This is a genomic window from Parviterribacter kavangonensis, assembly GCF_056863335.1.
On sequence record NZ_JBXPJA010000001.1, the window covers coordinates 361,287 to 382,346 of the forward strand.

Annotated in this window: 17 protein-coding genes and 3 tRNA genes; 9 read left to right on the forward strand and 11 right to left on the reverse strand. The window is 71.0% G+C overall.

Annotated features, from left to right (window positions below; translation table 11 throughout):
• The first annotated feature begins 70 nt into the window (after positions 1-70).
• Positions 71-2,359 carry an LLM class flavin-dependent oxidoreductase gene (locus tag AC1UE4_RS01800; protein ID WP_482915509.1) on the forward strand — a complete coding sequence of 763 codons (2,289 nt, stop codon included), beginning with the start codon at positions 71-73 and terminating at the stop codon, positions 2,357-2,359.
• Here AC1UE4_RS01800 and AC1UE4_RS01805 read toward each other — a convergent pair.
• From AC1UE4_RS01805 to AC1UE4_RS01815, 3 genes are all read right to left on the reverse strand, one after another.
• The gene (locus tag AC1UE4_RS01805; protein WP_482915510.1) at positions 2,356-3,324 is read right to left on the reverse strand and encodes a homocysteine S-methyltransferase family protein; all 969 of its coding nucleotides are present in this window, start codon (positions 3,322-3,324) and stop codon (positions 2,356-2,358) included. The genes AC1UE4_RS01800 and AC1UE4_RS01805 overlap by 4 nt on opposite strands.
• 73 nt (positions 3,325-3,397) lie before the next feature.
• Positions 3,398-4,828: an MFS transporter gene (locus AC1UE4_RS01810; RefSeq protein WP_482915511.1), complete on the reverse strand. Its 1,431-nt coding sequence runs from the start codon at positions 4,826-4,828 to the stop codon at positions 3,398-3,400.
• Between the two features lie 5 nt (positions 4,829-4,833).
• Entirely contained in the window at positions 4,834-5,877 is a 1,044-nt protein-coding gene (locus AC1UE4_RS01815) for a lysylphosphatidylglycerol synthase domain-containing protein (RefSeq protein ID WP_482915512.1), read from the reverse strand.
• A 96-nt stretch (positions 5,878-5,973) separates the two neighbouring features.
• Here AC1UE4_RS01815 and AC1UE4_RS01820 point away from each other — a divergent pair, with 96 nt between their 5' ends.
• From AC1UE4_RS01820 to AC1UE4_RS01830, 3 genes are all read left to right on the forward strand, one after another.
• Entirely contained in the window at positions 5,974-7,977 is a 2,004-nt protein-coding gene (locus AC1UE4_RS01820; protein ID WP_482915513.1) for an HD domain-containing phosphohydrolase, read from the forward strand.
• A 118-nt stretch (positions 7,978-8,095) separates the two neighbouring features.
• The gene (locus tag AC1UE4_RS01825; RefSeq protein ID WP_482915514.1) at positions 8,096-9,145 is read left to right on the forward strand and encodes a patatin-like phospholipase family protein; all 1,050 of its coding nucleotides are present in this window, start codon (positions 8,096-8,098) and stop codon (positions 9,143-9,145) included.
• A gap of 44 nt (positions 9,146-9,189) precedes the next feature.
• Positions 9,190-9,261 (forward strand) — tRNA-Trp (locus tag AC1UE4_RS01830).
• A gap of 19 nt (positions 9,262-9,280) precedes the next feature.
• On the opposite strand, the gene ku (AC1UE4_RS01835) is transcribed toward AC1UE4_RS01830, so the two are convergent.
• From ku (AC1UE4_RS01835) to AC1UE4_RS01845, 3 genes are read right to left on the reverse strand one after another with little or no spacing between them, the layout of a single operon-like run.
• The gene (gene ku, locus AC1UE4_RS01835) at positions 9,281-10,159 is read right to left on the reverse strand and encodes a non-homologous end joining protein Ku (RefSeq protein ID WP_482915515.1); all 879 of its coding nucleotides are present in this window, start codon (positions 10,157-10,159) and stop codon (positions 9,281-9,283) included.
• Positions 10,160-10,936, reverse strand: coding sequence for a non-homologous end joining protein Ku (ku, locus tag AC1UE4_RS01840; RefSeq protein ID WP_482915516.1), 777 nt, complete (start codon positions 10,934-10,936; stop codon positions 10,160-10,162).
• Between the two features lie 27 nt (positions 10,937-10,963).
• A complete protein-coding gene (locus tag AC1UE4_RS01845; protein WP_482915517.1) occupies positions 10,964-11,683 on the reverse strand; it encodes a C40 family peptidase in 720 nt (239 codons plus the stop codon).
• Between the two features lie 21 nt (positions 11,684-11,704).
• Here AC1UE4_RS01845 and AC1UE4_RS01850 point away from each other — a divergent pair, with 21 nt between their 5' ends.
• The 4 genes from AC1UE4_RS01850 to AC1UE4_RS01865 all read left to right on the forward strand — a co-directional run bounded on the left by AC1UE4_RS01850 (position 11,705) and on the right by AC1UE4_RS01865 (position 14,457).
• Positions 11,705-12,520: an undecaprenyl-diphosphate phosphatase gene (locus AC1UE4_RS01850; RefSeq protein ID WP_482915518.1), complete on the forward strand. Its 816-nt coding sequence runs from the start codon at positions 11,705-11,707 to the stop codon at positions 12,518-12,520.
• A gap of 11 nt (positions 12,521-12,531) precedes the next feature.
• Positions 12,532-13,500 carry a magnesium/cobalt transporter CorA gene (corA, locus tag AC1UE4_RS01855; RefSeq protein WP_482915519.1) on the forward strand — a complete coding sequence of 323 codons (969 nt, stop codon included), beginning with the start codon at positions 12,532-12,534 and terminating at the stop codon, positions 13,498-13,500.
• Positions 13,497-14,351: an SDR family NAD(P)-dependent oxidoreductase gene (locus AC1UE4_RS01860; RefSeq protein ID WP_482915520.1), complete on the forward strand. Its 855-nt coding sequence runs from the start codon at positions 13,497-13,499 to the stop codon at positions 14,349-14,351. The genes corA and AC1UE4_RS01860 overlap by 4 nt, the downstream gene beginning before the upstream one ends.
• Before the next feature lie 33 nt (positions 14,352-14,384).
• Positions 14,385-14,457: transfer RNA gene (locus AC1UE4_RS01865), tRNA-Gly, on the forward strand.
• On the opposite strand, the gene AC1UE4_RS01870 is transcribed toward AC1UE4_RS01865, so the two are convergent.
• Positions 14,457-14,858, reverse strand: a complete 402-nt coding sequence (locus AC1UE4_RS01870; RefSeq protein ID WP_482915521.1) for a hypothetical protein — start codon at positions 14,856-14,858, stop codon at positions 14,457-14,459. The genes AC1UE4_RS01865 and AC1UE4_RS01870 overlap by 1 nt on opposite strands.
• 104 nt (positions 14,859-14,962) lie before the next feature.
• On the opposite strand from AC1UE4_RS01870, the gene AC1UE4_RS01875 reads away from it, so the two are divergent.
• Positions 14,963-15,036 (forward strand) — tRNA-Pro (locus tag AC1UE4_RS01875).
• Between the two features lie 462 nt (positions 15,037-15,498).
• Here AC1UE4_RS01875 and AC1UE4_RS01880 read toward each other — a convergent pair.
• The 4 genes from AC1UE4_RS01880 to AC1UE4_RS01895 all read right to left on the reverse strand — a co-directional run bounded on the left by AC1UE4_RS01880 (position 15,499) and on the right by AC1UE4_RS01895 (position 21,001).
• On the reverse strand, positions 15,499-19,137 hold the full coding sequence (locus AC1UE4_RS01880; protein ID WP_482915522.1) for a hypothetical protein: 3,639 nt from the start codon (positions 19,135-19,137) through the stop codon (positions 15,499-15,501).
• A 308-nt stretch (positions 19,138-19,445) separates the two neighbouring features.
• The gene (locus tag AC1UE4_RS01885; protein ID WP_482915523.1) at positions 19,446-19,760 is read right to left on the reverse strand and encodes a hypothetical protein; all 315 of its coding nucleotides are present in this window, start codon (positions 19,758-19,760) and stop codon (positions 19,446-19,448) included.
• Between the two features lie 96 nt (positions 19,761-19,856).
• Complete coding sequence (locus tag AC1UE4_RS01890) at positions 19,857-20,486, reverse strand: QcrA and Rieske domain-containing protein (RefSeq protein ID WP_482915524.1); 630 nt, start codon at positions 20,484-20,486, stop codon at positions 19,857-19,859.
• The gene (locus AC1UE4_RS01895) at positions 20,486-21,001 is read right to left on the reverse strand and encodes a COG4315 family predicted lipoprotein (RefSeq protein WP_482915525.1); all 516 of its coding nucleotides are present in this window, start codon (positions 20,999-21,001) and stop codon (positions 20,486-20,488) included. The genes AC1UE4_RS01890 and AC1UE4_RS01895 overlap by 1 nt, the downstream gene beginning before the upstream one ends.
• Between the last annotated feature and the right edge of the window lie 59 nt (positions 21,002-21,060).

Below are 21,060 nucleotides of genomic sequence, written 5' to 3' on the forward strand. Positions count from 1 at the left end.
CGGCACCGTACGGGTCCCGCCGAGCGCACGATACAGTTGCGTGCGCAACGACTGGAGAGGACGCCCGGCGATGCCGGACTACGGACACGACCTGACCTTCGGCAGCTTCATCACGCCCGACAACCGCCGCCCCGACGACGTGGTGGCGCTGGCGCAGCTGTCCGAGCAGGCGGGCCTGGACCTCGTGACCTTCCAGGACCACCCGTACAACGCGGGGCACCTCGACACGTGGACGCTGCTGTCGTTCGTCGCGGCGCGGACGGAGACGATCAAGCTCGCGCCGAACGTGATCAACCTGCCGCTGCGCCAGCCCGCCGTGCTCGCGCGGGCGGCCGCGAGCCTCGACCTGCTCTCGAACGGCCGGGTCGAGCTGGGCCTCGGCGCCGGCGCGTTCTGGGATGCGGTCGCCGCGATGGGCGGGCCGAAGCGCACGCCGGGCGAGTCGGTCGACGCGCTGAGCGAGGCGATCGACGTCATCCGCGGGATCTGGGACACGGCGGCGCGCGGGGGCGTGCGCGTGCGCGGGGAGCACTACGACGTCCGCGGCGCGAAGCGCGGCCCGGAGCCGGCGCACGACATCGCCATCTGGCTCGGCGCCTACAAGCCGCGGATGCTCAGGCTCACGGCGCGCAAGGCCGACGGCTGGCTGCCCACGCTCGGCTACCTCGACCTCGAGGACGCGCCCGCGTCGAACCGCACGATCGACGAAGCCGCGCTCGCGGCCGGTCGCGACCCGCGCGAGATCCGCCGCATGCTGAACGTCCAGGGCGTCTTCGGCGCCGGCGACGGGTTCCTGCAGGGCTCGCCCGAGCAGTGGGTCGACGACCTGCTGCCGCTCGTCACCGAGCTCGGCTTCGCGACGTTCATCGTCGCCGGCGACGACCCGCGCACGCTTGCGCTCTTCGGCCAGGAGGTCGCGCCCGCGCTGCGCGAGGCGCTCGCCGCCCACCGCGCGACGACGGGCACGCCCACCGGGCCGGTGCGCGGCCCGCGCGCGCTCGCGCTGCGCACGGACGGGATCGACTACGACGCGATTCCCGAACCGCTGACGACGACGGCGGTCGAGCCGGGCGACCGCGCGTACAACAAGGTCCGCTCGACGTACATGCGGTCCGGCTCGCCCGGCCTCGTCCTGCGTCCGCAGAACGCGCACGAAGTCCAAGAGGCGCTCACGTACGCGCGCGAGCAGGACGTCCCGCTCGCGATCCGCAGCGGCGGCCACGGCATCAGCGGCCGCTCGACCAACGACGGCGGCATCGTCATCGACCTCGGCGCGCTGAAGGCCGTCGAGGTGCTCGACCCCGTGACGGGCCGGACGCGCATCGGCGCGGGCGCCCGCTGGGGCGAGGTCGCGCAGGCGCTCGCGCCGCACGGGCTCGGGATGAGCTCTGGCGACTACGGCGACGTCGGCGTCGGCGGGCTCGCGACCACCGGCGGCATCGGCTTCCTCGGCCGCAAGCACGGCCTCACCATCGACCACCTCGTCGCGGCGGACGTCGTGCTCGCCGACGGCTCGCTCGTCCGCGCCGACGCCAACGAGCGCCCCGACCTCCTCTGGGCGCTCCGCGGCGCCGGCGGCAACTTCGGGATCGTCACGGCGGTCGAGCTCGACGCCTACCCGGTCGGCGACGTCGTCTTCGCCCGCTTCGTCCACGAGGCCGACCCCGCGTTCCTCGAGCGCTGGGGCGAGGCGGTGGAGCAGGCGCCGCGCGAGCTGACGAGCTTCCTCAACGTCATCAAGCGCGGCGACACCGCGATCGCGCAGGCCTACGCGGTCTACGCCGGCGACGACGCCCTCGCGGCGACCGACGCGCTGACGCCGCTGCTGCAGACCGGACGCGTGCTCGACCAGCACGCGCAGCGCATCCCGTACGCCGCGGTCGTGGGTCCGCAGGGCGGCGTCCACCGGGGCGGCCGCGAGCCGGCCCTCAGGGCGGGCCTGCTCGAGCACGTCACACCGGGCGCTGCCGAGGACCTCATGGCGGTCCTCATGTCGGGCGAGGCGCCGTGGATCCAGCTGCGCGCGACGGGCGGCGCGACGAACGACGTCGACCCGATGGCGACCGCGTACGCGCACCGCCACCAGAACTTCAGCGTCGGCGCGGTCGGAACGACGCTCGACCGGCTCAACCCGGTGTGGGACGAGCTGGCGGCGCCGCACATGGACGGCCTGTACCTCAGCTTCGACACCGACACCCGGCCGCAGCGCCTGCACGACGCGTTCCCCGCCCCGACGCTCGACCGCCTGCGGGAGCTCAAGGCGGTCTACGACCCCGACCAGGTCTTCGACCAGAACTTCCCGATCCCGCCCGCGGCGACCGCCGGAGCGGCCGCCGCGCAAGGCGGGGGGAACGGCTAGCGGAGGGCGACCGGCGAGGCCTGGAAGGCCGCGCAGATCGACTCGATGTGGCGGTGGTCGGTGCCGCAGCAGCCGCCGACGACGTTCAGGGACGGCAGCACGTCGCGCAGCGCCGCACAGCGGGCGCCGAGGTCGACGGGATCGCCGGCGTCGAGCTCCTCGCTCGCATCGAGCTCCTCGTGGGACATCATCGACGCGTTGGCGCGGACGCCGCGAATGCGCTCCTTCCACGCGCCGTCGGACGCGAGCACGCCGTCGAAGTGCGTCGGGTGCGCGCAGTTGACCATGTAGTACGCGGGCGCCCCGCCGGTCTCGGCGTCGACGCGCTCGATCGCCTCGCTCAGCGCCTCGCCGCTCGGCAGGCGGCCGTCGGTCTCGACGGTGAACGAGATGACGACGGGCATGCCGGCATCGACCGCGGCGCGCGTCACGCCGATCGCCTCGTCGGAGTAGGTCATCGTCACCGCGGTGACGAGGTCGGCGGCGGTGCCGGCGAACGTGCCGATCTGGGTCGCGTGGTAGGCCTGCGCCTCGTCGGCGGTCAGCACCACGCCGGGCTGGTAGCCGTCGTCGTGGGGTCCGACGCAGCCGCTGATGACGATCGCGCCGGCGCCGTCGGAGTGGGCATGGCGGATCTCCTCCATGAGCGCGACGGCGTTGCGGTTCGCGGCGGCGAGGCGGTCGTGGTCGTAGCCGAGCTCGGCGGCCCAGCGCGGGTTCGCCCGCCACGTCGGCGTCTCGAGGACGAAGCCGGTGCCGCGCTCGGCGGCGATCCGGGCGTACGGCTCGTAGTAGCGGCGCAGAGCGGCCGTTCCGGGCTCGTCGTCGAGCAGCACGAAGGCGGCGAACAGGGGCAGATCGAGCCCGTCGTGGTAGATGAGGCTCGTCTCGATGCCGCCGTCGGTGAGGAACAGCGCGCCCTCGAGCTGGGGCAGGGCGTCGCGATGGCGGGGTGTGATCTCCATACGGAGGAGCCTCGCGCCGGGGCGCACCCGTGGCATGGGGGAGATCCCGGGGATCGGTCCCCGTGATCGCTGGTCAGTCCTCCTCGAGCCGCAGCAGCCCGGCGCCGCCGAGCTCGCCCTCCTCGATGGCGCGCTCGTCGTCGGCCACCGCGCCCGGCCGCGCCGGGCCGGGGAGCACCCACGCGACGGCAGCGGCGGCCACGCAGAACGCGCCGCCGACGGCGAACGTCGCCGAGTACGCGCCGGACGTCGGCACGTCGGACCCCGAGAACGCCCGCAGCACGGTCACCGCCAGGCCGCTCCCGATCGAGAACCCGACGTACCGGCTCACCTGGTAGAAGCTCATCGCGCTGCTCGTCTCGTCCTGCGGCACCGACCCGACGATCAGCCCGGGCAGGGCGGCGAACGTGAAGCCGAGGCCGACGCCGACGAAGCCCATCGTCACGAACGCCTGCCACAACGCGTCGCCGGTCAGCGCGAAGAAGGCCATCGCCGCCGCGATGACGAGGCAGCCGAGCGGGATCGTCGCGCGCGCCCCGATGCGCCGGCGCGCGGCGGGCAGCAGGCGGCTCGACGCGGTCGACAGCGCCGACAGGGGAACGAGCGTCAGGCCGGCGACGAAGATCGAGGCGTCCATGCCCTGCGGTCCCTGGACGACCTGCGTCATGAGCGAGATGCCGAGGTACATGGCGACGCCGAGCACGAGGCCGGTGACGTTCGCCGTCAGCACCGAGCGGCGGCGGACGAGGCGCAGCTCGATGAGCGGCTCGGCCACGCGCAGCTCGTGCCGGGTCCACCCGGTCAGCAGGACGGCGGAGGCAGCGAGCAGCCCCAGCGTCGAGCCCGACAGCCAGCCCCAGTCGGCGCCCTTCTCGAGCGCGAGCAGCAGGGCGAGCACGCCGCTGCCGATGAGCGTCGCGCCGAGGACGTCGAGCGCCTCGTGGCGGGCGGGCGAGGCGGGGGCGGGGATGAACAGCGCGGCGATGAGCAGCGCGGCGCCGCTGGCCGCCGCGCCGAACCAGAACGCCGCCGACGCATCGAGGTGCTCGGCGACGAAGCCGGTGATCGGGTAGCCGAGCCCGACGCCGACCGCCGCGATGACCGACAGCAGCGCGATGACCTCGCCGGCGCGGGCCGACCGCAGGTGGTCGCGCGCCGAGGCCATCGTCAGCGGCATGAGCGCGAGGCCGAGCCCCTGCATGGCCCGGCCCGCGACGAGCAGCGCCAGGCTGCCCGCCAGCGCGGCGATCGCACCGCCGAGCGTCACGACCGTCAGGCACGTGAGCAGCACGGTCCTGCGGTGCGGCCCGTCGCCCAGCCGGCCGACGACCGGCGACGCGACCGCGCCGACGAGCAGCGTCGCGGTCAGCGACCACTGCGTCGCCGCGAGGCTGGCGTGCAGCTCGCCCGCGATCGCCGGGATCAGCGGCGCGCCGAGGGAGCTGATGATCGAGACGACGAGGCCGACGGCCACGAGGCTCGGGACGAACGCGCGCTCACGCATCGCTGTCAGCGTCGCAGCGCCTCGTACCGCGCCGCGACCTCCTCGGGCAGCGGCGCGCCGCGCAGGCGCTGCCGGATGCGCAGCAGGCTCAGCCCGCCGAGGATGACGGGCAGCCCGAGCTGGAACACGCGGTACGCGAGCACGGCCGCCGCGGCGAGGCCGAGGTCCGCGTCGTAGACCACGAACATGCCGATGAGGCCGCCGTCCGTCCCGCCGACGCCGCCGGGGGTCGGGGCGAGCGCGCCCGCGTGACCGAGCGTGTAGGCGAGGACGAACACGCCGAGCGGCGGAGCGCCGCCGCCGGCCGCCTGGAACGCGGCGCCGAGCGCCCCGACGTCGAGCGCGTAGTACGCGACCGCCCCGAGGACGAGGAACGGGTCGCCGCGCCGGATGAGCACGAGCGCATCGCGGACCCCGCCATGCACGAACCGCCGCGCGCGCCACAGCAGCCGCAGCACGCGGTGGTCGGGCGGGCGCGGCACGGGCGCTCCCATTCGCGCGAACAGGTACGCCAGACCGAGGACGAGCGCGGCGCCGGCCGCCGGCAGCCACGCGCCGACGGGGGAGACGCCGTCGCCGGGCAGCACGCCGAGCCCGACGAGCGTCCCGAAGACGACGAGCGCGGCGAAGCTCACCGCGCTCGTCGCGAAGAAGAGCGCCGCGTGGCGCGCCGCGGCGATCGGCCCGGGCACGCCGGCGCGGCGCATGACGAGCGTCCCGAACGCCGGCCCGCCGGCGCCGCCCGCGGGCAGCAGCACGTTCGTGCCCTGCTCGGCGAAGCCGAGGACGACCGCCGCCCGCCACGGCATCACGCGGTCGAACGCGCCCGCGAGCGCCGCGACGAAGCCGAGCATCGAGCCGAGCGAGCACGCCGCGGTCACGGCGATCCAGAGGTGGTCGCCGTTGACGACGCGGTCGCGGACCTCCTCGACGCCCGGCAGCGTCAGCAAGGCGAGGACGACGACGGCGCCGACGGCGGCGAACAGGGCGACGCGGCGGGCGATCCGCCGCGGCTCCTCCCGGATGACCTCGTCGGCGTCCGCGTTCACCGGCCCCGCCCACCGCCGGATGCAGAGAAGTCGTCCGTGCGACGGCCCGTGCGCCGGTTCCTGAAGCTCATCGGTCGATCGGCCGAAGAACCGGGGGTGCACCGACTCGTCGTCATCTTGGCGCTCGCGTGGCTCGCCGGCTTCGAGCTGCACAACACCGTGCTCGCCGGGCTGCCCGACGTGCTGTTCGGCAAGTTCGCGAGCCAGGTCGTGCTCGCGTCGGCAGGGCTGCTGACCCTCGCGGCCGCGCTGCGGCGGAGATCCACCGCGTGGCTGCTCATCGCGGTCGGCATGCTCGCATGGACGGGGGGCGACCTGTACTGGACCTTCATCCTGTACGACCTCGAGAGCATCCCGGTGCCGTCGCCCGCCGACGCCGGCTACTTGCTCGCTGTGCCGCTGCTGTTCGCCGGCTTCGTGCTCCTCGCGCGCGAGCGCCTGGAGGACGTGCCGCGGACGCTGTGGATCGACGGCCTGATCGCCGCGCTCGCCGCGGCCGCCGCCAGCGCCGCCGCGGTCGTGGGGCGCGTCACGGACGGCGTCGACGGGTCGGTCGGCGAGGTCCTGACGAACCTCGCGTACCCGATCGGCGACCTCGCGCTGCTGGCGGTCGTCATCGGCGTCCTCGCGCTCGCGCGCTGGCGCCTGCGCCGCGACTGGGCGCTGCTCGGCCTCGGCGTCCTGCTCTTCTGGGCGACTGACTCGCTCTACCTGCTCACGAACGCGAACGGCACGTACGAGAGCGGCGGCTGGTTCGACGCCGGCTGGACGGCCGCGTTCCTGCTGTGGGCGCTCGCCGCGTGGACGCGGATCGCCGCGCCGGGCGCGATCGTCCGCGAGCACGAGACGGTCGCCGACCTGCGCTCGGTCGTGGTGCCGATGCTCTTCGCGCTCGTCAGCCTGTCGCTGCTCGGCTACGGCGCGGTCACGTCGATCGATCCGCTGGCCGGGACGCTCGCGACGCTGTCGATGCTGGCCGTCCTCGTGCGGCTGATGCTCGCCTACCTCTTGAACGCCGACCTGCTGCGGCTGAGCCGCCACGATGCGGCAAGCGACGCCCTGACCGGCCTGGGGAACCGGCGGCGCCTGACCGCCGACCTCACGGCCGCGTGCCGGCGCGCGACGCCCGAGGAGCCGTACGTGCTCGCGCTGTTCGACCTCGACGGCTTCAAGCACTACAACGACTCGTTCGGCCACCCGGCCGGCGACGCGCTGCTCGCCCGGCTGGGCGCGGCGCTGGGCCGCGTCGTCGAGGGCCGCGGGCGCGCGTACCGGATGGGCGGCGACGAGTTCTGCGCGCTGCTGGAGGCGCGCGACGACGCGCCCGAGCGGCTCGCCGCGCTGACCGCGCAAGCGCTGGTCGCGCGCGGCGAGGGCTTCACGATCGGCTGCTCGTTCGGCGTCGTGTCGATCCCGGCCGAGGTGCGCGACGCCGAGGAGGCGCTGCGCGTCGCCGACCACCGCATGTACGCGCAGAAGCACGGCGGCCGCGTGCCGGTCGGACGCCAGTCGACCGACGTGCTGCTGCGCGTCATCACCGAGCGCGACCCGGGGCTCGAGGGCCACACGCGCAAGGTGGCGGAGCTCGTCCGCCGCGTCGCCGAGCACCTCGGCCTGCGCGGCGACGACGTCCGCGACGTCGTCCACGCCGCCGAGCTGCACGACATCGGCAAGGTCGCCGTGCCGGAGGAGATCCTGGCCAAGCCCGGAGCGCTCGACGTCTCCGAATGGGCGTTCATGCGGCGCCACACGATCATCGGCGAGCGGATCGTCGGCGCCGCGCCGGCGCTCGGCGGGGTCGCCAAGCTCGTGCGCGCGTCGCACGAGCGGATCGACGGGCGCGGCTATCCGGACGGGCTGGCGGGCGACGAGATCCCGCTCGGCGCGCGGATCGTCGCCGTCTGCGATGCGTTCGACGCGATGACGACGGACCGCCCGTACCGCGCCGCCCTGCCCGTCCTCAATGCGCTCGCCGAGCTGCGCCGCGCGGCCGGATCGCAGTTCGATCCGGCGGTCGCGGAAGCGTTCATCCGGGTCCGCGGCGAGGTGGACGTCGGTCAGGAAAGCGGAGTTGCAGTCCAACACGCCGTTCCTGCCTGACGACCGCGTCACGTTTGGGCCACATGTCAAGGGGTAGTGACGCCGGGACCCAGGAACGCCCCCTCTTCCGGGTAGATCACCCGTGGGCGTTCCGTTGAGCGGAGGTGACATCGGGACGATGCGGATCGGGCTGGTGCTGGGCGCAGGAGGCGTTGTAGGCGGTTCGTGGCTCGTCGGAGCGCTCGAGGCGCTCGAGTCCGAGACCGGCTGGCAGCCGTCCTCGGCCGACGTCATCACCGGCACGTCCGCGGGGTCCGTCGTCGGCGCGCTGACCGCATCGGGTCTGTCGCCCGCGCTCATGGCCGCGTACATCGGCGGCGGGCAGATCGACGAGCTGGCCGAGATCGCGGGTCAGGCCGAGCACCTCGAGCAGCGGATGCTCGACCACCTGCCCAACAACGAGGTCACGTTCCGCCTGCAGCGCGCGCTGCCGCCGATCGGGCCCGGCTCATGGCGCCTCGCGCTCTCCACGCTGCTGCGCCCGACGCGCCACGCGCCGTCCGCCGTGCTGAGCGGCTGGCTGCCGCGCGGGTTCATCTCCACGCGGCCGATCAGCGACCTCGTCGAGCGCTTCGTCGACGACTCGTGGCCGTCGCACCCGAACTTCTGGGCCGTCTGCGCGGACTACTCGAGCGGCAAGCGCACCTGCTTCGGCCGCGAGGGCGCGCCGCCGGCCCGCGTCGGCGACGCCGTCGCCGCCTCCTGCTCGATCCCCGGCTTCTACCACCCGGTCAAGATCGGCGGGCGCCGCTACGTCGACGGCGGGATCTGCTCCACGTCGAACCTCGACGTCCTCTGCGACGAGGGCCTCGATCTCGTCGTGTGCCTCAACCCGATGTCGTCGCTCGCCGAGATCACGCCGCGCTCGGCGGCCGACCACCTCGCCGCGCGGATGCGCACCTCCGCCGGCAAGCGCCTCGGCCACGAGGCCAAGAAGCTGCGCGCCCGCGGCACCGAGGTCCTCATCCTCCAGCCGACCGCCGACGACCTCGCGGTCATGGGCCCGAACCTGATGGCCCGCGACCGCCGCGAGGAGGTCATCGAGCGAGCCGTCCGCACGACCGCCCGGCAGCTCCGCCGCCGCCGCGACCGCGACGGCGTGGTCTTCCCCAAGCCGGCCCGCAAGACCCGCCGCCGCCCCGCCGCGGCGAAGCGCGCCGCCGCCTAGCTCGCGCCCGACACCCGCGGGTACACTCGGTCGTCGCTTCAGTTGGGGGAGTGAGTTAACGGCTATGCGCGCGGTCTCCAAAACCGTGAATCCGGGTTCGAATCCCGGCTCCCCCGCTTCAGAGCGCCGCCGCAGCTAGGCCTTCGCCTTCTCCTTGGCCTTCGACCCGCCCGACGAGGACTTCGCGGACGACGAGGCCTTCGCCTTGCTCTTCTTGCCGTCGGCCTTCGCGGCCTCGAGCGACTCGCGCAGCGCGGCCATGAGGTCGGGGACGGCGGCCGGGACCTCCTGCTCCTCGGGCGCCTTGATCGTCTGGCCCTTGCGCTTCTTGTTCACGATGTCGCGCAGGCGCTTGGTGTGGCGGTCCTCGTGCTTGGCGGGCTCCCAGTCGGTGGCGAGCTGCTCGACGAGGGCGACGGCCTGCTCGACCTCCTCCTTCGACGGCTCGGTCTTCTTGCCCGACGGGAGGTCGAGCTCGTCGGTGGAGCGGACCTCGTCGTGGAAGACCATCGTGTTGAGCTGGATGAGCCCGTCGCGCACGCGCAGGGCGACGAGGTACTCCTTCGAGCGCAGGACGAACCGGCCGATCGCGACCTTGCCGCCGGCCGCGGACATCGCCTCGACGAGGAGCTTGTAGGCGCGCAGCGGGCCGTCGCCCTCGCCGACCGGCGCGAGGAAGTAGGGGTGGTCGAAGTAGATCGGATCGATCTCCTCGAGCGGCACGAACTCGTCGATGTCGATCGTCCGCGTCTTCTCGGGCTGGGCGGCGGCGAGCTCCTCGTCGGTGAGCAGCACGTAGCCGTCGCCGTCGGACTTCGGGTACCCGGACGCGATCTCGTCGTAGGCGACCTCGACGTCCTCCTCCTTGCAGACGCGCTCGACGCGCAGGCGCGAGCCCGTCTCGCGGTCGACCTGGTTGAAGTGGATGTCGATGTCCTTGACGGCCGAGAACATCGCCACGGGCACGTTGACGAGCCCGAACGACAGCGAGCCTCTCCAAAGCGAGCGCGGCATCTACTTCTTCTTCATCGCCTTGAGCGATGCCTCCAGCGCGGCGGCGAGGTCGTCGGAGGGCTCGGCCTTCTCCGGCTCGGGCAGGTCGATCTCCTTGCCCGCCTCCTTCTGCTTGATGAGCTCGAGCACCCGGTCGCGGTACGTGTCCTCGTACTTCGACGGGTCGAACGAGCCCGTCAGCGACTCGACGAGCGTCGCCGCCATGTCGATCTCCTTCTTCGTCGGCGCCTTCTTCGGGTCGTCGACGTCGAGGTCCTTGCCGCGCACGAGCGCCTTGTCGTAGCGCATGACCTGCATCCGCAGCGCGCCGTCGACGGGGCGGACGCTGACGAGCTGCTCGCGCTGGCGCAGCGAGACGCGGCCGATGCCGACGCGCCCCGACTCCTCGAGCGCGCGGACGAGCAGCCGGTACGCCTGCTCGGCGCCCTTCTGCGGAGCGAGGTGGTACGGCTTGTCGTAGTAGACGGGATCGACCTGGTCGGCCGGCACGAACTCCTCGAGCTCGACCGCCTTGCGCCGCGCCGGGTCGGCCGCCTTGATCTCGTCGTTCTCCATCAGGACGTACTCGCCCTCGGAGACCTCGAAGCCCTTCGCGACGCGGTCGCGCGGGATCTCGTCGCCGTCCGGGCCGACGAGCCGGTGCGCGATCTCGCTGCCGTCCTTGACGTGCAGCTCGCGGAACTGGATGGACTGCTTCTGGATCGCGCCGAACACCTTGACCGGCACGTTGACGGCGCCGAAGCTGACGGCGCCGTTCCAGATCGAGCGAGGGGCCATGGGTCTCGGGTTGTACCCGAAACGGCGCTAGAGGCCCGGGGGATGTCGTGCGACGTAGCCCGCGGTCGACGTCATGTCGTTGATCCACCGCGATCCGGTCTGGCCGCGCGCGACGGTGTCGAACCGGACGCCGGCGACGACCATGAAGACGTGGCCGGGGTTCGTGTAGATCGTGACCCACTTGCCCTTGCCCGGGCGGCCCCAGTGCATGAGCGGCCCGGACGCGAGCGGCCCGTCGAGCAGCCCCGCCGCCGCCAGCGCGTACGACACGGAGCCCGAGCAGTCGTAGCCCGTGTCCTGCCACTTGCCGTGGCCGCCGCCCCACTTGTACGGGGAGCGCGCGATGGTGTTGCCGGCCTCGAAGATCGCGCGGACCGCGGACGGCGCCTCGAGCGGCGGCAGCGCGACGCCGTTCTTCAGCACCTCGGCCTTGATGAGCGCCTGGTCGTCGCTCGACGGCTCGGGGAGCGGTGTCGGCGGCGGGACCGGCTCGGGCGCCGGGTCCTGCATCACCGGCTGCTGCTCCTCGTGCACCGGCTCCGGCTTCGGCGCCGGCTTCGGCTTCGGCTTCGCCGCGGGCTCCTTCTCGGCCGGCTTCGGCTGCGGGAACCCGTCGCGCGGCGCCCAGCGCCAGTCGGCGATCGAAGCGCGCGCCGGGACGCTCGAGGCGTCCGTGTCGTTCCCGCAGGCGGCGATCGCCACGAGCGCCGGCAGCAGCAGCGACGTTGACAAGAGCTTGACCTTCATCGCGTTACGCTCCGCCGCTTCATGGACGCGATCCAGGCCATCGTGCTGGGCATCGTGCAGGGGCTCACGGAGTTCCTGCCGATCTCGTCGAGCGGGCACCTCCGCATCGTCCCCGCCTTCATGGGCTGGGACGACCCGGGCGCCGCGTTCACGGCGGTCGTGCAGCTCGGGACGATGGCCGCCGTGCTCCTGTACTTCCGGCGCGACCTGATCTCGATCGCGTCCGACTGGCTGAAGGGGCTGCGCGATCCGCGGCAGCGCTCGAGCGAGGGATGGCGCCTGGGCTGGTACCTCATCATCGGCACCATCCCAATCGGCATCTTCGGGCTCGCCTTCAGCAACCAGATCGAAACGGGCGCGCGCAACCTGACGCTGATCGGCATCGCGCTCATCGTGGCAGGCCTGATCCTGGCGGGCGCCGAACGGGTTGCGAAGCGCGACCGGGACATCCACACCGTCGGCGTCAAGGACGCGACGATCATCGGCCTCGCGCAGGCGTGCGCGCTGATCCCGGGCGTGTCGCGTTCGGGCGCGACGATCACCGCCGGGCTGTTCCTCGGGTTCGACCGCGCCGCCGCGGCGCGCTTCTCGTTCCTGCTCTCCGTTCCCGCCGTCGTGCTGTCCGGGCTGTTCTCGCTGAAGGACCTCGGCGAGGGCGGCGGCGCGGGGCCGATCCCGACGATCATCGCGACGGTCTTCGCGTTCATCTTCGGCTACCTCTCGATCGCGTTCCTCCTGAACTACCTCGTGACCCACACCACCGGCGTGTTCGTCGCGTACCGGATCGTGCTCGGCGTCGTCGTCCTGGCGCTCGTCGCGACCAGCTCCATCTCGTAGCCTTCCGCGCCGTGAGCGTGGAGTGCGCGCTGTACGAGCAGGGCCACCGGCGCGAGGGCGAGCTCGAGCTGGATCGCGCCTGCGAGGAATCCCGCGAGCCGGGCCGCTTCGTGTGGATCGACCTGTTCCAGCCGACGCCTGACGAGTTCGCGTCGGCGCAGGAGGAGTTCGGGCTGCATCCGCTCGCCGTCGAGGACGCGCTGGAGTCGCATCAGCGGCCGAAGCTCGAGCGCTACGACGACGTGCTCTTCCTCGTGCTGAAGACGGCGTGCTACGACGACGCCACCGAGGAGGTCTCGTTCGGCGAGATCCTCGCCTTCGCCGGCGAGCGGTTCCTCATCACCGTCCGCCACGGCTCCGGCACCGATCTGACCGGGCTGCGCACCCGGCTGGACGAGGAGGAGGAGCACACGAGGATGGGCTCGATGGCCGCGCTGCACGCGCTCCTCGACAAGGTCGTCGACGACTACGAGCCGGTGATGGAGGGGCTGTCGGCCGACGTCGACGAGGTGGAGGAGCAGCTCTTCAGCGCCGGCGGCGGTGCCACGCAGCGGATCTACAAGCTGGGGCGCGAGACGCTCGAGTTCTCCCGCGCGGTCTCGCCGCTGGTCCAGCCGGTCGAGCGGCTGGCAACGGGCGAGGTCCCGGGCGTCGACGAGTCGCTGCGTTCGTACTTCCGCGACGTCCTCGATCACCTGATGCGCGTGCACCAGCAGGTCGAGGCGACCCACGAACTGCTCGGCAACCTGCTGCAGGCCAACCTGACGCGCGTGACGGTGCAGCAGAACGAGGACATGCGCAAGATCTCCGCGTGGGTGGCGATCCTCGCCGTCCCGACCGCCGTCGCGGGCATCTACGGCATGAACTTCGAGCACATGCCCGAGCTGCACTGGCGCGTCGGCTACCCGGGCGCCATCGGGCTCATGGTCGTGATCTGCTTCTTCCTGTGGACGCGGTTCAAGAAGGCCGGCTGGCTGTGAGCCCGGGGCCGTCGCGCGTGTTCGCCCCCGGGGTGCTGGAGGGGCGGGTCGCGATCGTCACCGGCGGCGGCACGGGCCTCGGCAAGGCGACGGCGTGGGAGCTGATCGCCTGCGGCGCGCAGGTCGTGATCTGCGGGCGGCGGGCGGAGGTCCTCGAGGAGGCGGTCTCCGAGCTCGGGCCTTCGTGCACGGCGGTCACCGCGGACATCCGCTCGCCCGAGGACGCCGCGCGGGTCGTCTCGGTCGCGGCCGGCCGCTTCGGCCGGCTGGACCTGCTCGTCAACAACGCGGGCGGCCAGTACTTCGTGCCGGCGGAGTCGATCGCGCAGAAGGGCTGGAACGCGGTCTGGCGCCTGAACGTCGGCGGAACGCTGACCATGACCCGCGCCGCGGTCGACGGCGCGATGCGCGAGGGCGGGGGAGGGACGGTCGTCAACGTGACGCTGTCGCCGCACCACGGACTCGCCGGCATGACGCACTCGTCCGCGGCGCGCGCCGCGGTCGAGGGATTGACGTCGGAGCTCGCGGCCGAGCTGGCTGGGGACGGCGTGTCCGTGGTCGCGGTCGCCGCCGGCCACTTCGAGACCGAGGCGATCAAGAAGTACCCCGAGCCCGTGCGCCGCGAGGCCGGCGCCACCGTCCCGCTTGGCCGCCTGGGCGAGGAGCGCGAGCACGCATGGCTCGTCGCCCTGCTCGCCACGCCCCTCGGCCGAGCCTTCTCCGGTTCCGTCGTCACGCTCGACGGCGCGCGCGACAACTGGTACGGCCCGTGGCCGCCGGCGTCGCTGATCGACGAGGACGGCCAGGTTCCCACCGAGGCCCGCCGCAAGCCCGCCCGCCCCGCCGGATAGCGCGTCGCCGAGGCTCTATCCTCGCCGCCACGTGCGCGCGTAGCTCAGTTGGTAGAGCATCTGCCTTCCAAGCAGAGGGTCGCCGGTTCGAGCCCGGTCGCGCGCTTACCCGAGACCGAACCGGTAGCGCCTGAAGTTCGCGCGCCGCGAGGTGCGGCGTCGGTGGCAGTTCGCGCACACCACCTCGCAGTTGGCGATCTCGTCGAGGATGACCTTCCACGGGTGGTTGACGAGCTTGGCGCCGATGTTGAACGCCTTCTCGCCGACGTGGTCGAACTCGAGGACGACCGGGTCCTCCTCGCCGCAGTCGACGCAGGGGTTCGAAGCGAAGAAGTCGATGAGGCGAGCCGTCCGCTCGTCCGCCAGCGCGCGCTTGCGAACGGCGGTCTGATCGATGTACCGCTGCTTGTTCCTCGCGTAGTGCTCCTTCCCGTACGCGGAGCGACACGGCCGGCAGTACGTGTCCAGCTGTCCGAGCTTGCGCCGCCGCGATGCGAACGCGTCCAACGGCTTGCTCTCCCCGCACCGAGCGCATCGCCTGAGCTCCGTCTCCGACACGAACGCATGTTCGCACCGACTTCGGACGACAACGCAGTAGGATCGGTGCCTCTCGGGGAGTGGCGCAGTCTGGTAGCGCACCCGGCTGGGGGCCGGGCGGTCGCAGGTTCAAATCCTGTCTCCCCGACTCGGGACGGCGTCCGGGCCTTCGCCGGCCGCACCCGCCGTCCGACGACGCCTCCGGGGCGGCCCGCCCGCCCCCCCAACCACGCCTCTTTGACTTTGCGAGAGCCGCGGAATCTAGGAACTCTCTCTCAGATCCGTTGAGTTGACGTCTGACGCCTGGCGGGCTGCAAGCTGTCACCGGTGAGACAGCGCGCGGGGCCTGTGCCTCCCGTCGCCGTACTTGCCGCGCGCTCGTTCGGCACAAGCGCGGCGTCTTCGAGCGAAACCGCTAGGGAATTGAAAAGGCGTTGCCACACGATCTGGTAGTCGCGGCGAAGTTCTCGAGCTCTTCATCTGATCGCCAATTGAACGCAGCGACCGAAGCAACGGGGCGCTCGTCGTGGCGTGTCCAGATACCTCGGCGCGCCGGGCCCCCCGGATCCGCGTGGTCCGCGGCCTCACGTCGCCGGTACCTGAACTCGCGTCACCGGCCGAGTCGAAAGTCCTCTTCCTCCTCGCGCGCGCGCTGCCACTCGATGTCATGTTCGTAGCGAGCTACGAGCTCTTGGGCCCACTTGCGCGCGGATGAGTCGTCGAGAGCGTCGCGCCAGGCGAGAGCACGGTCGCGCTCTCTCACAAGGGCACGCCAGTAGTCGCCCGACACGACGCCGAGCGTGTTGAAGAAGGTAGTGAATGCTTCGGTCTCATAACCGGCGAGCCTTGACGATGAAAGGAACCGGGCGACCAAGGGATCCGGCCGGTCTCCGCTCCATCGCATGTGGTGAAGAGCCAAGCGGAACTCATGTTTGGTCAAGCCTTGGATCGCGTCCCACACTGCGTCGACGCCGGCGCGCTCCGCGACACGGCTTAGCAGCGCGAGATCGCGCGACGCGAACAGCGAGAACGAGGATTCCCCACTCGCCTCGTCGCGGATCAGAGCGACAACGCGTTCGAGCGTTTCTCCCGGGGCGACGTCGAGCGTCTTCGCGGTCAGCACTCGATCGAGTTCACTGATCAAGCCGGATCGCGTTCTCATCCTGAGGCTCCATAGCTCAGTGAGAGCGGCCGGATCGAACACCTCTCTGCGTACGAGCTCTTTGACGTAGTGATCGATCATCACGTCATGGGATTCCGCCGAGAGCGCGGCACGGGCGAGATCCAAGGTCACCCGCGAGAACCATTCGGGATGGTCGATATCGGCCTCGGCCATCTGCAGCGTCATGCCAAGTGCACCTTCGAACGCACCAGCCGTTCCAAGAGCGACAAGCAACCGGTACACGACGTTCGGCGAAAGGGAGAGAAAACGAGCGCCGCCGCGCAGGTTCGTCAAGGGTTGCGGAGACGCGCGGCCAGCTTCGACTGCGTCAAGAGCCAGCGCGATCCTCTCGTCGGTCACCCTCGCGTACGACACCATGAGCGGAAGGCTCTCGGCCGCCGGGTCACTTGCCGACAGCTCGAGCAGCGTCCGGTCGACCCATTCGGTTTCGCCGCAACTGTCCGCGACCGAAATCGCCGCGGCGAGTACCACCAGGTCGAGCGACCCCTTGCCAGCCGCCGTAGCCAGCGGCTCGGCCCCTACCCGCTGAGCAACAAGCCTCAGAAATGAGAACCGAGTATTGGAGTCTGCGGTCTCGCGCCCGATAGTGACTGCGTCCTGCAGTCCCTGCTTGCGCCGCGTGACTTCCTCCGCCAATTCTACGAGGATAGGCGGATCTCCAGCCAACGCGGTCTCTTCATCGTGGAGTTCCCATAGAGGCGCAGCGAGAGCTGTTGTTAGCCGCTCCTCGGTGGACTCGCCCTCAAGCCACCTCCGGAGTTCTGTGAGCCCCTCGGCGGTGTCCTGCGGGATGTCGTCGCCCCGCAACAAGCGCTGAACGTCACCCAGAAGCTGTGCGCGCTCAACGCTGGACCATCGACGAGATCGCACGTCCGCGTCGACCTCGGCGAATAAGCCGTCGAACACCATCGTCCACGTCGCGCCACCGAGCGTCGTCACGGCTTCAGCTCGCGCTGATCCGGTCAACTGGTCGACGACTACCAACAACTGACGCCACGCGGCACGTCGCGCGTCCTGTAGTTCCGCGATGGTCGAGGGCTGCCAATCGTCGGGTTCGCCTCCACCGCGGAATCCGACGACGGTGCGGAAGTGGTGGCGTTCTAGGCCCTGAGCCGCAGCCTCGCCCAAGAGCTTCAGTTCTGATTCATTCGCATCCGCGATGATTTCCGCCAGCCAACCAATACGAGTTGCATACGGAACCGTGGATCCAGACAGATAGACGCTGAACGCGTCTTTGAACTGCCCAGTTGCATTGTTCGCCCATGACTCTGTTTCGTCGCGCGCGAACCGATACAGATTCCGAACCGCAACTTCCCAGGTGTCCGGCCACCACAGGAGGATCTGGAGCGCCCAGACGAGGTCTCGCCTTGGGAGCGATCTGATTTGATCGCTCGTCGCGGCGCTGAGGATCTCGTCAATTGCGGCGGCCACCTGCGCGGGCACCACTGCCGCAGACGCCCGCAGGAAGCGGCCTGCGGCCCCGTCAAAAGCTTCTGGCCTTCGAAATCTTTCCGCGTCAAGCAATCGCTCAAGGGCCGGTGCGAGCTGGCCGGCCTCGGGACCGAAAAGCTCCAGCTGAGCGAAGAACGCGTCCTGCACGGGGCCGGAAAGGCTTGAGATAACCCGGTCAAGGGTGGGCGTCTCATCGATTAGCTCGACGGCGAGCCAGATTGCGACCAGCGTTGGTGATACTGAGCGGTATCGTCCAGCGGCCGATACGAATCGGTGGCGGGACAGCTCGATCTCAATCACATGGCGAAGTGATGACGCGTCGCGACCGAATGCCTCAGCTACTTCATCGAGTTGGTACGCAAGGTCGCCGACCACGCCTAACCCTGTGAACAGGGCCAAAGGCTTAAGGCCGTTGCGGAGATCTTCGTCTGGGAGAGCCCGCCGCAGAACATCGTGCGGGCGTTCGAGATGAGCGAGCCGAACTAGATCGAGATCAGGATTGAGAACGAGTTCTTCGGCGAGCCGAAACGCGAGCTCCGGGAACCCGCGAGCAACGTCCGCAACCATTCGGGCATCTGGCTCCGCCAGTCCTGAGGTCTCCTCGATCAACCGACGGGTGGCGTCGGCCTCCAGAGGAAAAAGCACAATGTCCCTTTGGCCGGACGGTCGAAGCCGGTGGCTAGTTTGCGGAACGATGGCAACAAGACGCCAGCGCCCTCGTGTGGCCGCGAAACGGCTGTAGATCGACTGACGATCTGCCTCGTCAAGTTCGTCGACGACCAAGATCCCGCTAGTCCGCTCGTCTTTGACGACTCGTGAGATGAAGGTGTGCAGCCCATCTGCCGAGTCTGCGTACAACGTTCGGTCGCGCAGACCTTCGTGGGTTAGTGCTTCGGCGACAAGGCGGGTCTTGCCTGTGCCAGCCAGCCCGTTGACGGTGACGACGATCGCGTCGTCGCTGTCCTCGCTCGCGCGGGCTCGAATCTGCTCTATCGCCTGCAACCGATTGTCATCGGGTTCATAACGGCGCTCCTCGATGCGGAGCGTCCGCTCGAGCTCCGGCAAACCACGTACCGCGCCGAACTCGACGAGCTCGAGTCCCTCGACAACCGCCGGATATCTCTCCGCCAGGGCCACAATCGTGCTCGCATCCCATATCTCGACTGTTGGGTTGTCGACGATCTTGGAGGCTTCGTCCCTAAGCTTCTCTTCGGCGTTGGTCCGCTGACGATCATTGAGATCCGCCTGCCACACGAGGATGTACGTGCCGCCGTCATTCAGTATGCGGGTCGGCCCCAGCTTCGCCAGCTCCGTTGCGAGCTCCGTGTTGCTGATCGTCTTCGCCTTATACGCCTTGAACTGAAACCCGGCGAGCCCTGGCGGGATCGTGTGGCTGTCGTCTGGCGCCGCATCTATGCGGGCGTCGAGGCCCCCATCTCCCTCGGTCAGCGCCTCGGACACGACGACCGCGTTCGCGCCTAGTCCAATCGCATCGGCTTCCGCTTGGAGGAGTGCTCGCATCAGCACGGTCAGCGTGCCGGCGTCTAGCCGAGTGACGATTGATTTGAATCCGACCGGCAGCACGTCCGTCTCCTCGGGCGCCGCGGTCGGCACGAAGGCGTGCGCGTCTCCCTGAGTAGGTCGACAGTTACACCCGGCTAAGCAGGGCGCCAAAGACGGCAGCGTATGTCGGCGCGCCCTGACGTGCAGTGCCGGGACACGTCGGGCTCAATTCCGGTCCCATCTGCGCCGCACTCCGAGATGCAATCCGCATGCTGAGATTGACACCCAGCAGAGCGCCCCGGGCTGTCGCTGTGAGCCGGGCGGTCGCGGGCCCGACTCCTGTCACCGATGTCCGAAAGCCCCGACTGCCATCGAGGCTTTCGTCGTCTCGGACCGACGTGCTGACGGGCGAAGGCGCTTCAGCCGCCCTGCGGAACGGGGAACACGCCGAAGATCACGCCCGGCTCCTCCGCGGCGGTGCAGGTGACGAGCCTCGAGGCGTCGATGCCCTGGCCGCTGATCCGCTCGCCGTTGATCTCCTTCAGGACGCCGATCGCGGCGCCGCCCTCGAGGTGCCCGACCGGGCTCGTGCCGATGACGGTCCCCGTGAACCCGTTGCTGCATGTGACCGTGAGCAGCTCGGCGTTCGGGCTCGACGACGGACCGGCCACCGCGGGGCTTGCGGCGAGGGCCGGCACGGCGACGACGACGAACGTGGCGATGGTGCGCTTCATGTGCGCTCCTTCCCGTTGGCCTCGGATGAGCGACGATCATCGCGGCCCGCGTCCTCGGTGGTAGGCGAGATACGGCGCGCCGTCCGGTGAGGATCCTCACGCGCCGCCGGGCAGCCGCGCGGTCGAGAAGCGCGGCGGGTACAGGATCGGCCCGATCCCGTCGAGCGTCTCGCCCGGGTTGCGCGGCGAGAAGCGCTTCAGCTCGCTGTTGACGCTGTAGCGCGGTCCGAGCTGGAGCTGCCCATCGCGAACGCGGGTGAGGAAGCGGTCGAGGGGGCGCGGGGGAGGACCGGCGACGCGGACGCCGCGGAAGTCGTAGACGCCTCCATGGCAGGGGCAGACGAACGAGCGCGCCGCGCCCACGTACCGGACCGGGCAGCCGACGTGGGCGCAGCGCGAGCTCACCGCGATGAAGCGGTTCCAGCGATCGCCGGGCTCGGTGTCGATCGCCGGGTCGCGGCGGCGGATGTAGGCGGTGGACTGACCCGCGACGCCGATCGGATCGGGCGTGAGGCGGATCACGACCGGAAGCCACGTGCCCGTTCCGAACCCGGACGCGGCGCCGACGCTCTGCCACATCTCCGGCAGGCGGTCGAAGATCGGCGCGACCGCGAATCCGAGCACCGGGAGCCCGATCCCGGCGACGGCAGCCGCACCGGCGACCTGCGCCGTCCGCGTCATCAGCCGCCGCCGGGTCAGCGGCTCGCCGGGATCGGGATCCGGCATCAGCCCTCGTCCTCGATCTTCCTGCCGGTGCGCCCGAGCACGTACCACTCGGCGCCGAACTGATCGAGGCCCTCGCCGCTCGTGTCGCCCGGCTTGGCGTCGCCCGCGTAGAGGTAGAGCGGGTGCCCGGCGTAGGTCACCTCGGTGGTGCCGTCGCCGCGCTTCGTCGTACCGAGCTTGGTGGCGTCGATGCCAGGGCCCGCCACGGGCGCGCCGCCGGTCGTCACCGGCGGCCAGGCGCTCGTGCACGCACCGTCGCATGCGCTCGTGCCGCCCTTGTCCTTCTCGAAGAGGTAGAGCGTGCGGCCGGAGCCGTTGACGAGGACGGTGCCGAGCCCGACGCGGCGGGCGGCGACCGTGGCGGCCGACGTCTTCGCGGCCGGCGCGGTGCCTGCGGCCGGGCGGGTGTCGTTGTTGTAGCCGCCTCCGCCCCCGCCGTCGCCGCCGCAGCCGGCGGCGGCGATCGCGATGACGGCGGCGGGCACGAGGCCGGCGGCCCATTTGCGGCGGGTCATGAGGAAGCTCCTGGCGCGGTGGGTGGACGAAGGCGATCGTCACAGCGGCGCGGGCGCCG

Coding starts and splice junctions, on each gene's coding strand:
- AC1UE4_RS01845 (WP_482915517.1), bottom strand. CDS start 11,683: ATGAAGGTCAAGCTCTTGTCAACGTCGCTGCTGCTGCCGGCGCTCGTG.
- AC1UE4_RS01825 (WP_482915514.1), top strand. CDS start 8,096: ATGCGGATCGGGCTGGTGCTGGGCGCAGGAGGCGTTGTAGGCGGTTCG.
- AC1UE4_RS01800 (WP_482915509.1), top strand. CDS start 71: ATGCCGGACTACGGACACGACCTGACCTTCGGCAGCTTCATCACGCCC.
- AC1UE4_RS01850 (WP_482915518.1), top strand. CDS start 11,705: ATGGACGCGATCCAGGCCATCGTGCTGGGCATCGTGCAGGGGCTCACG.
- AC1UE4_RS01885 (WP_482915523.1), bottom strand. CDS start 19,760: ATGAAGCGCACCATCGCCACGTTCGTCGTCGTCGCCGTGCCGGCCCTC.
- AC1UE4_RS01890 (WP_482915524.1), bottom strand. CDS start 20,486: ATGCCGGATCCCGATCCCGGCGAGCCGCTGACCCGGCGGCGGCTGATG.
- ku (WP_482915515.1), bottom strand. CDS start 10,159: ATGCCGCGCTCGCTTTGGAGAGGCTCGCTGTCGTTCGGGCTCGTCAAC.
- AC1UE4_RS01805 (WP_482915510.1), bottom strand. CDS start 3,324: ATGGAGATCACACCCCGCCATCGCGACGCCCTGCCCCAGCTCGAGGGC.
- ku (WP_482915516.1), bottom strand. CDS start 10,936: ATGGCCCCTCGCTCGATCTGGAACGGCGCCGTCAGCTTCGGCGCCGTC.
- AC1UE4_RS01895 (WP_482915525.1), bottom strand. CDS start 21,001: ATGACCCGCCGCAAATGGGCCGCCGGCCTCGTGCCCGCCGCCGTCATC.
- AC1UE4_RS01810 (WP_482915511.1), bottom strand. CDS start 4,828: ATGCGTGAGCGCGCGTTCGTCCCGAGCCTCGTGGCCGTCGGCCTCGTC.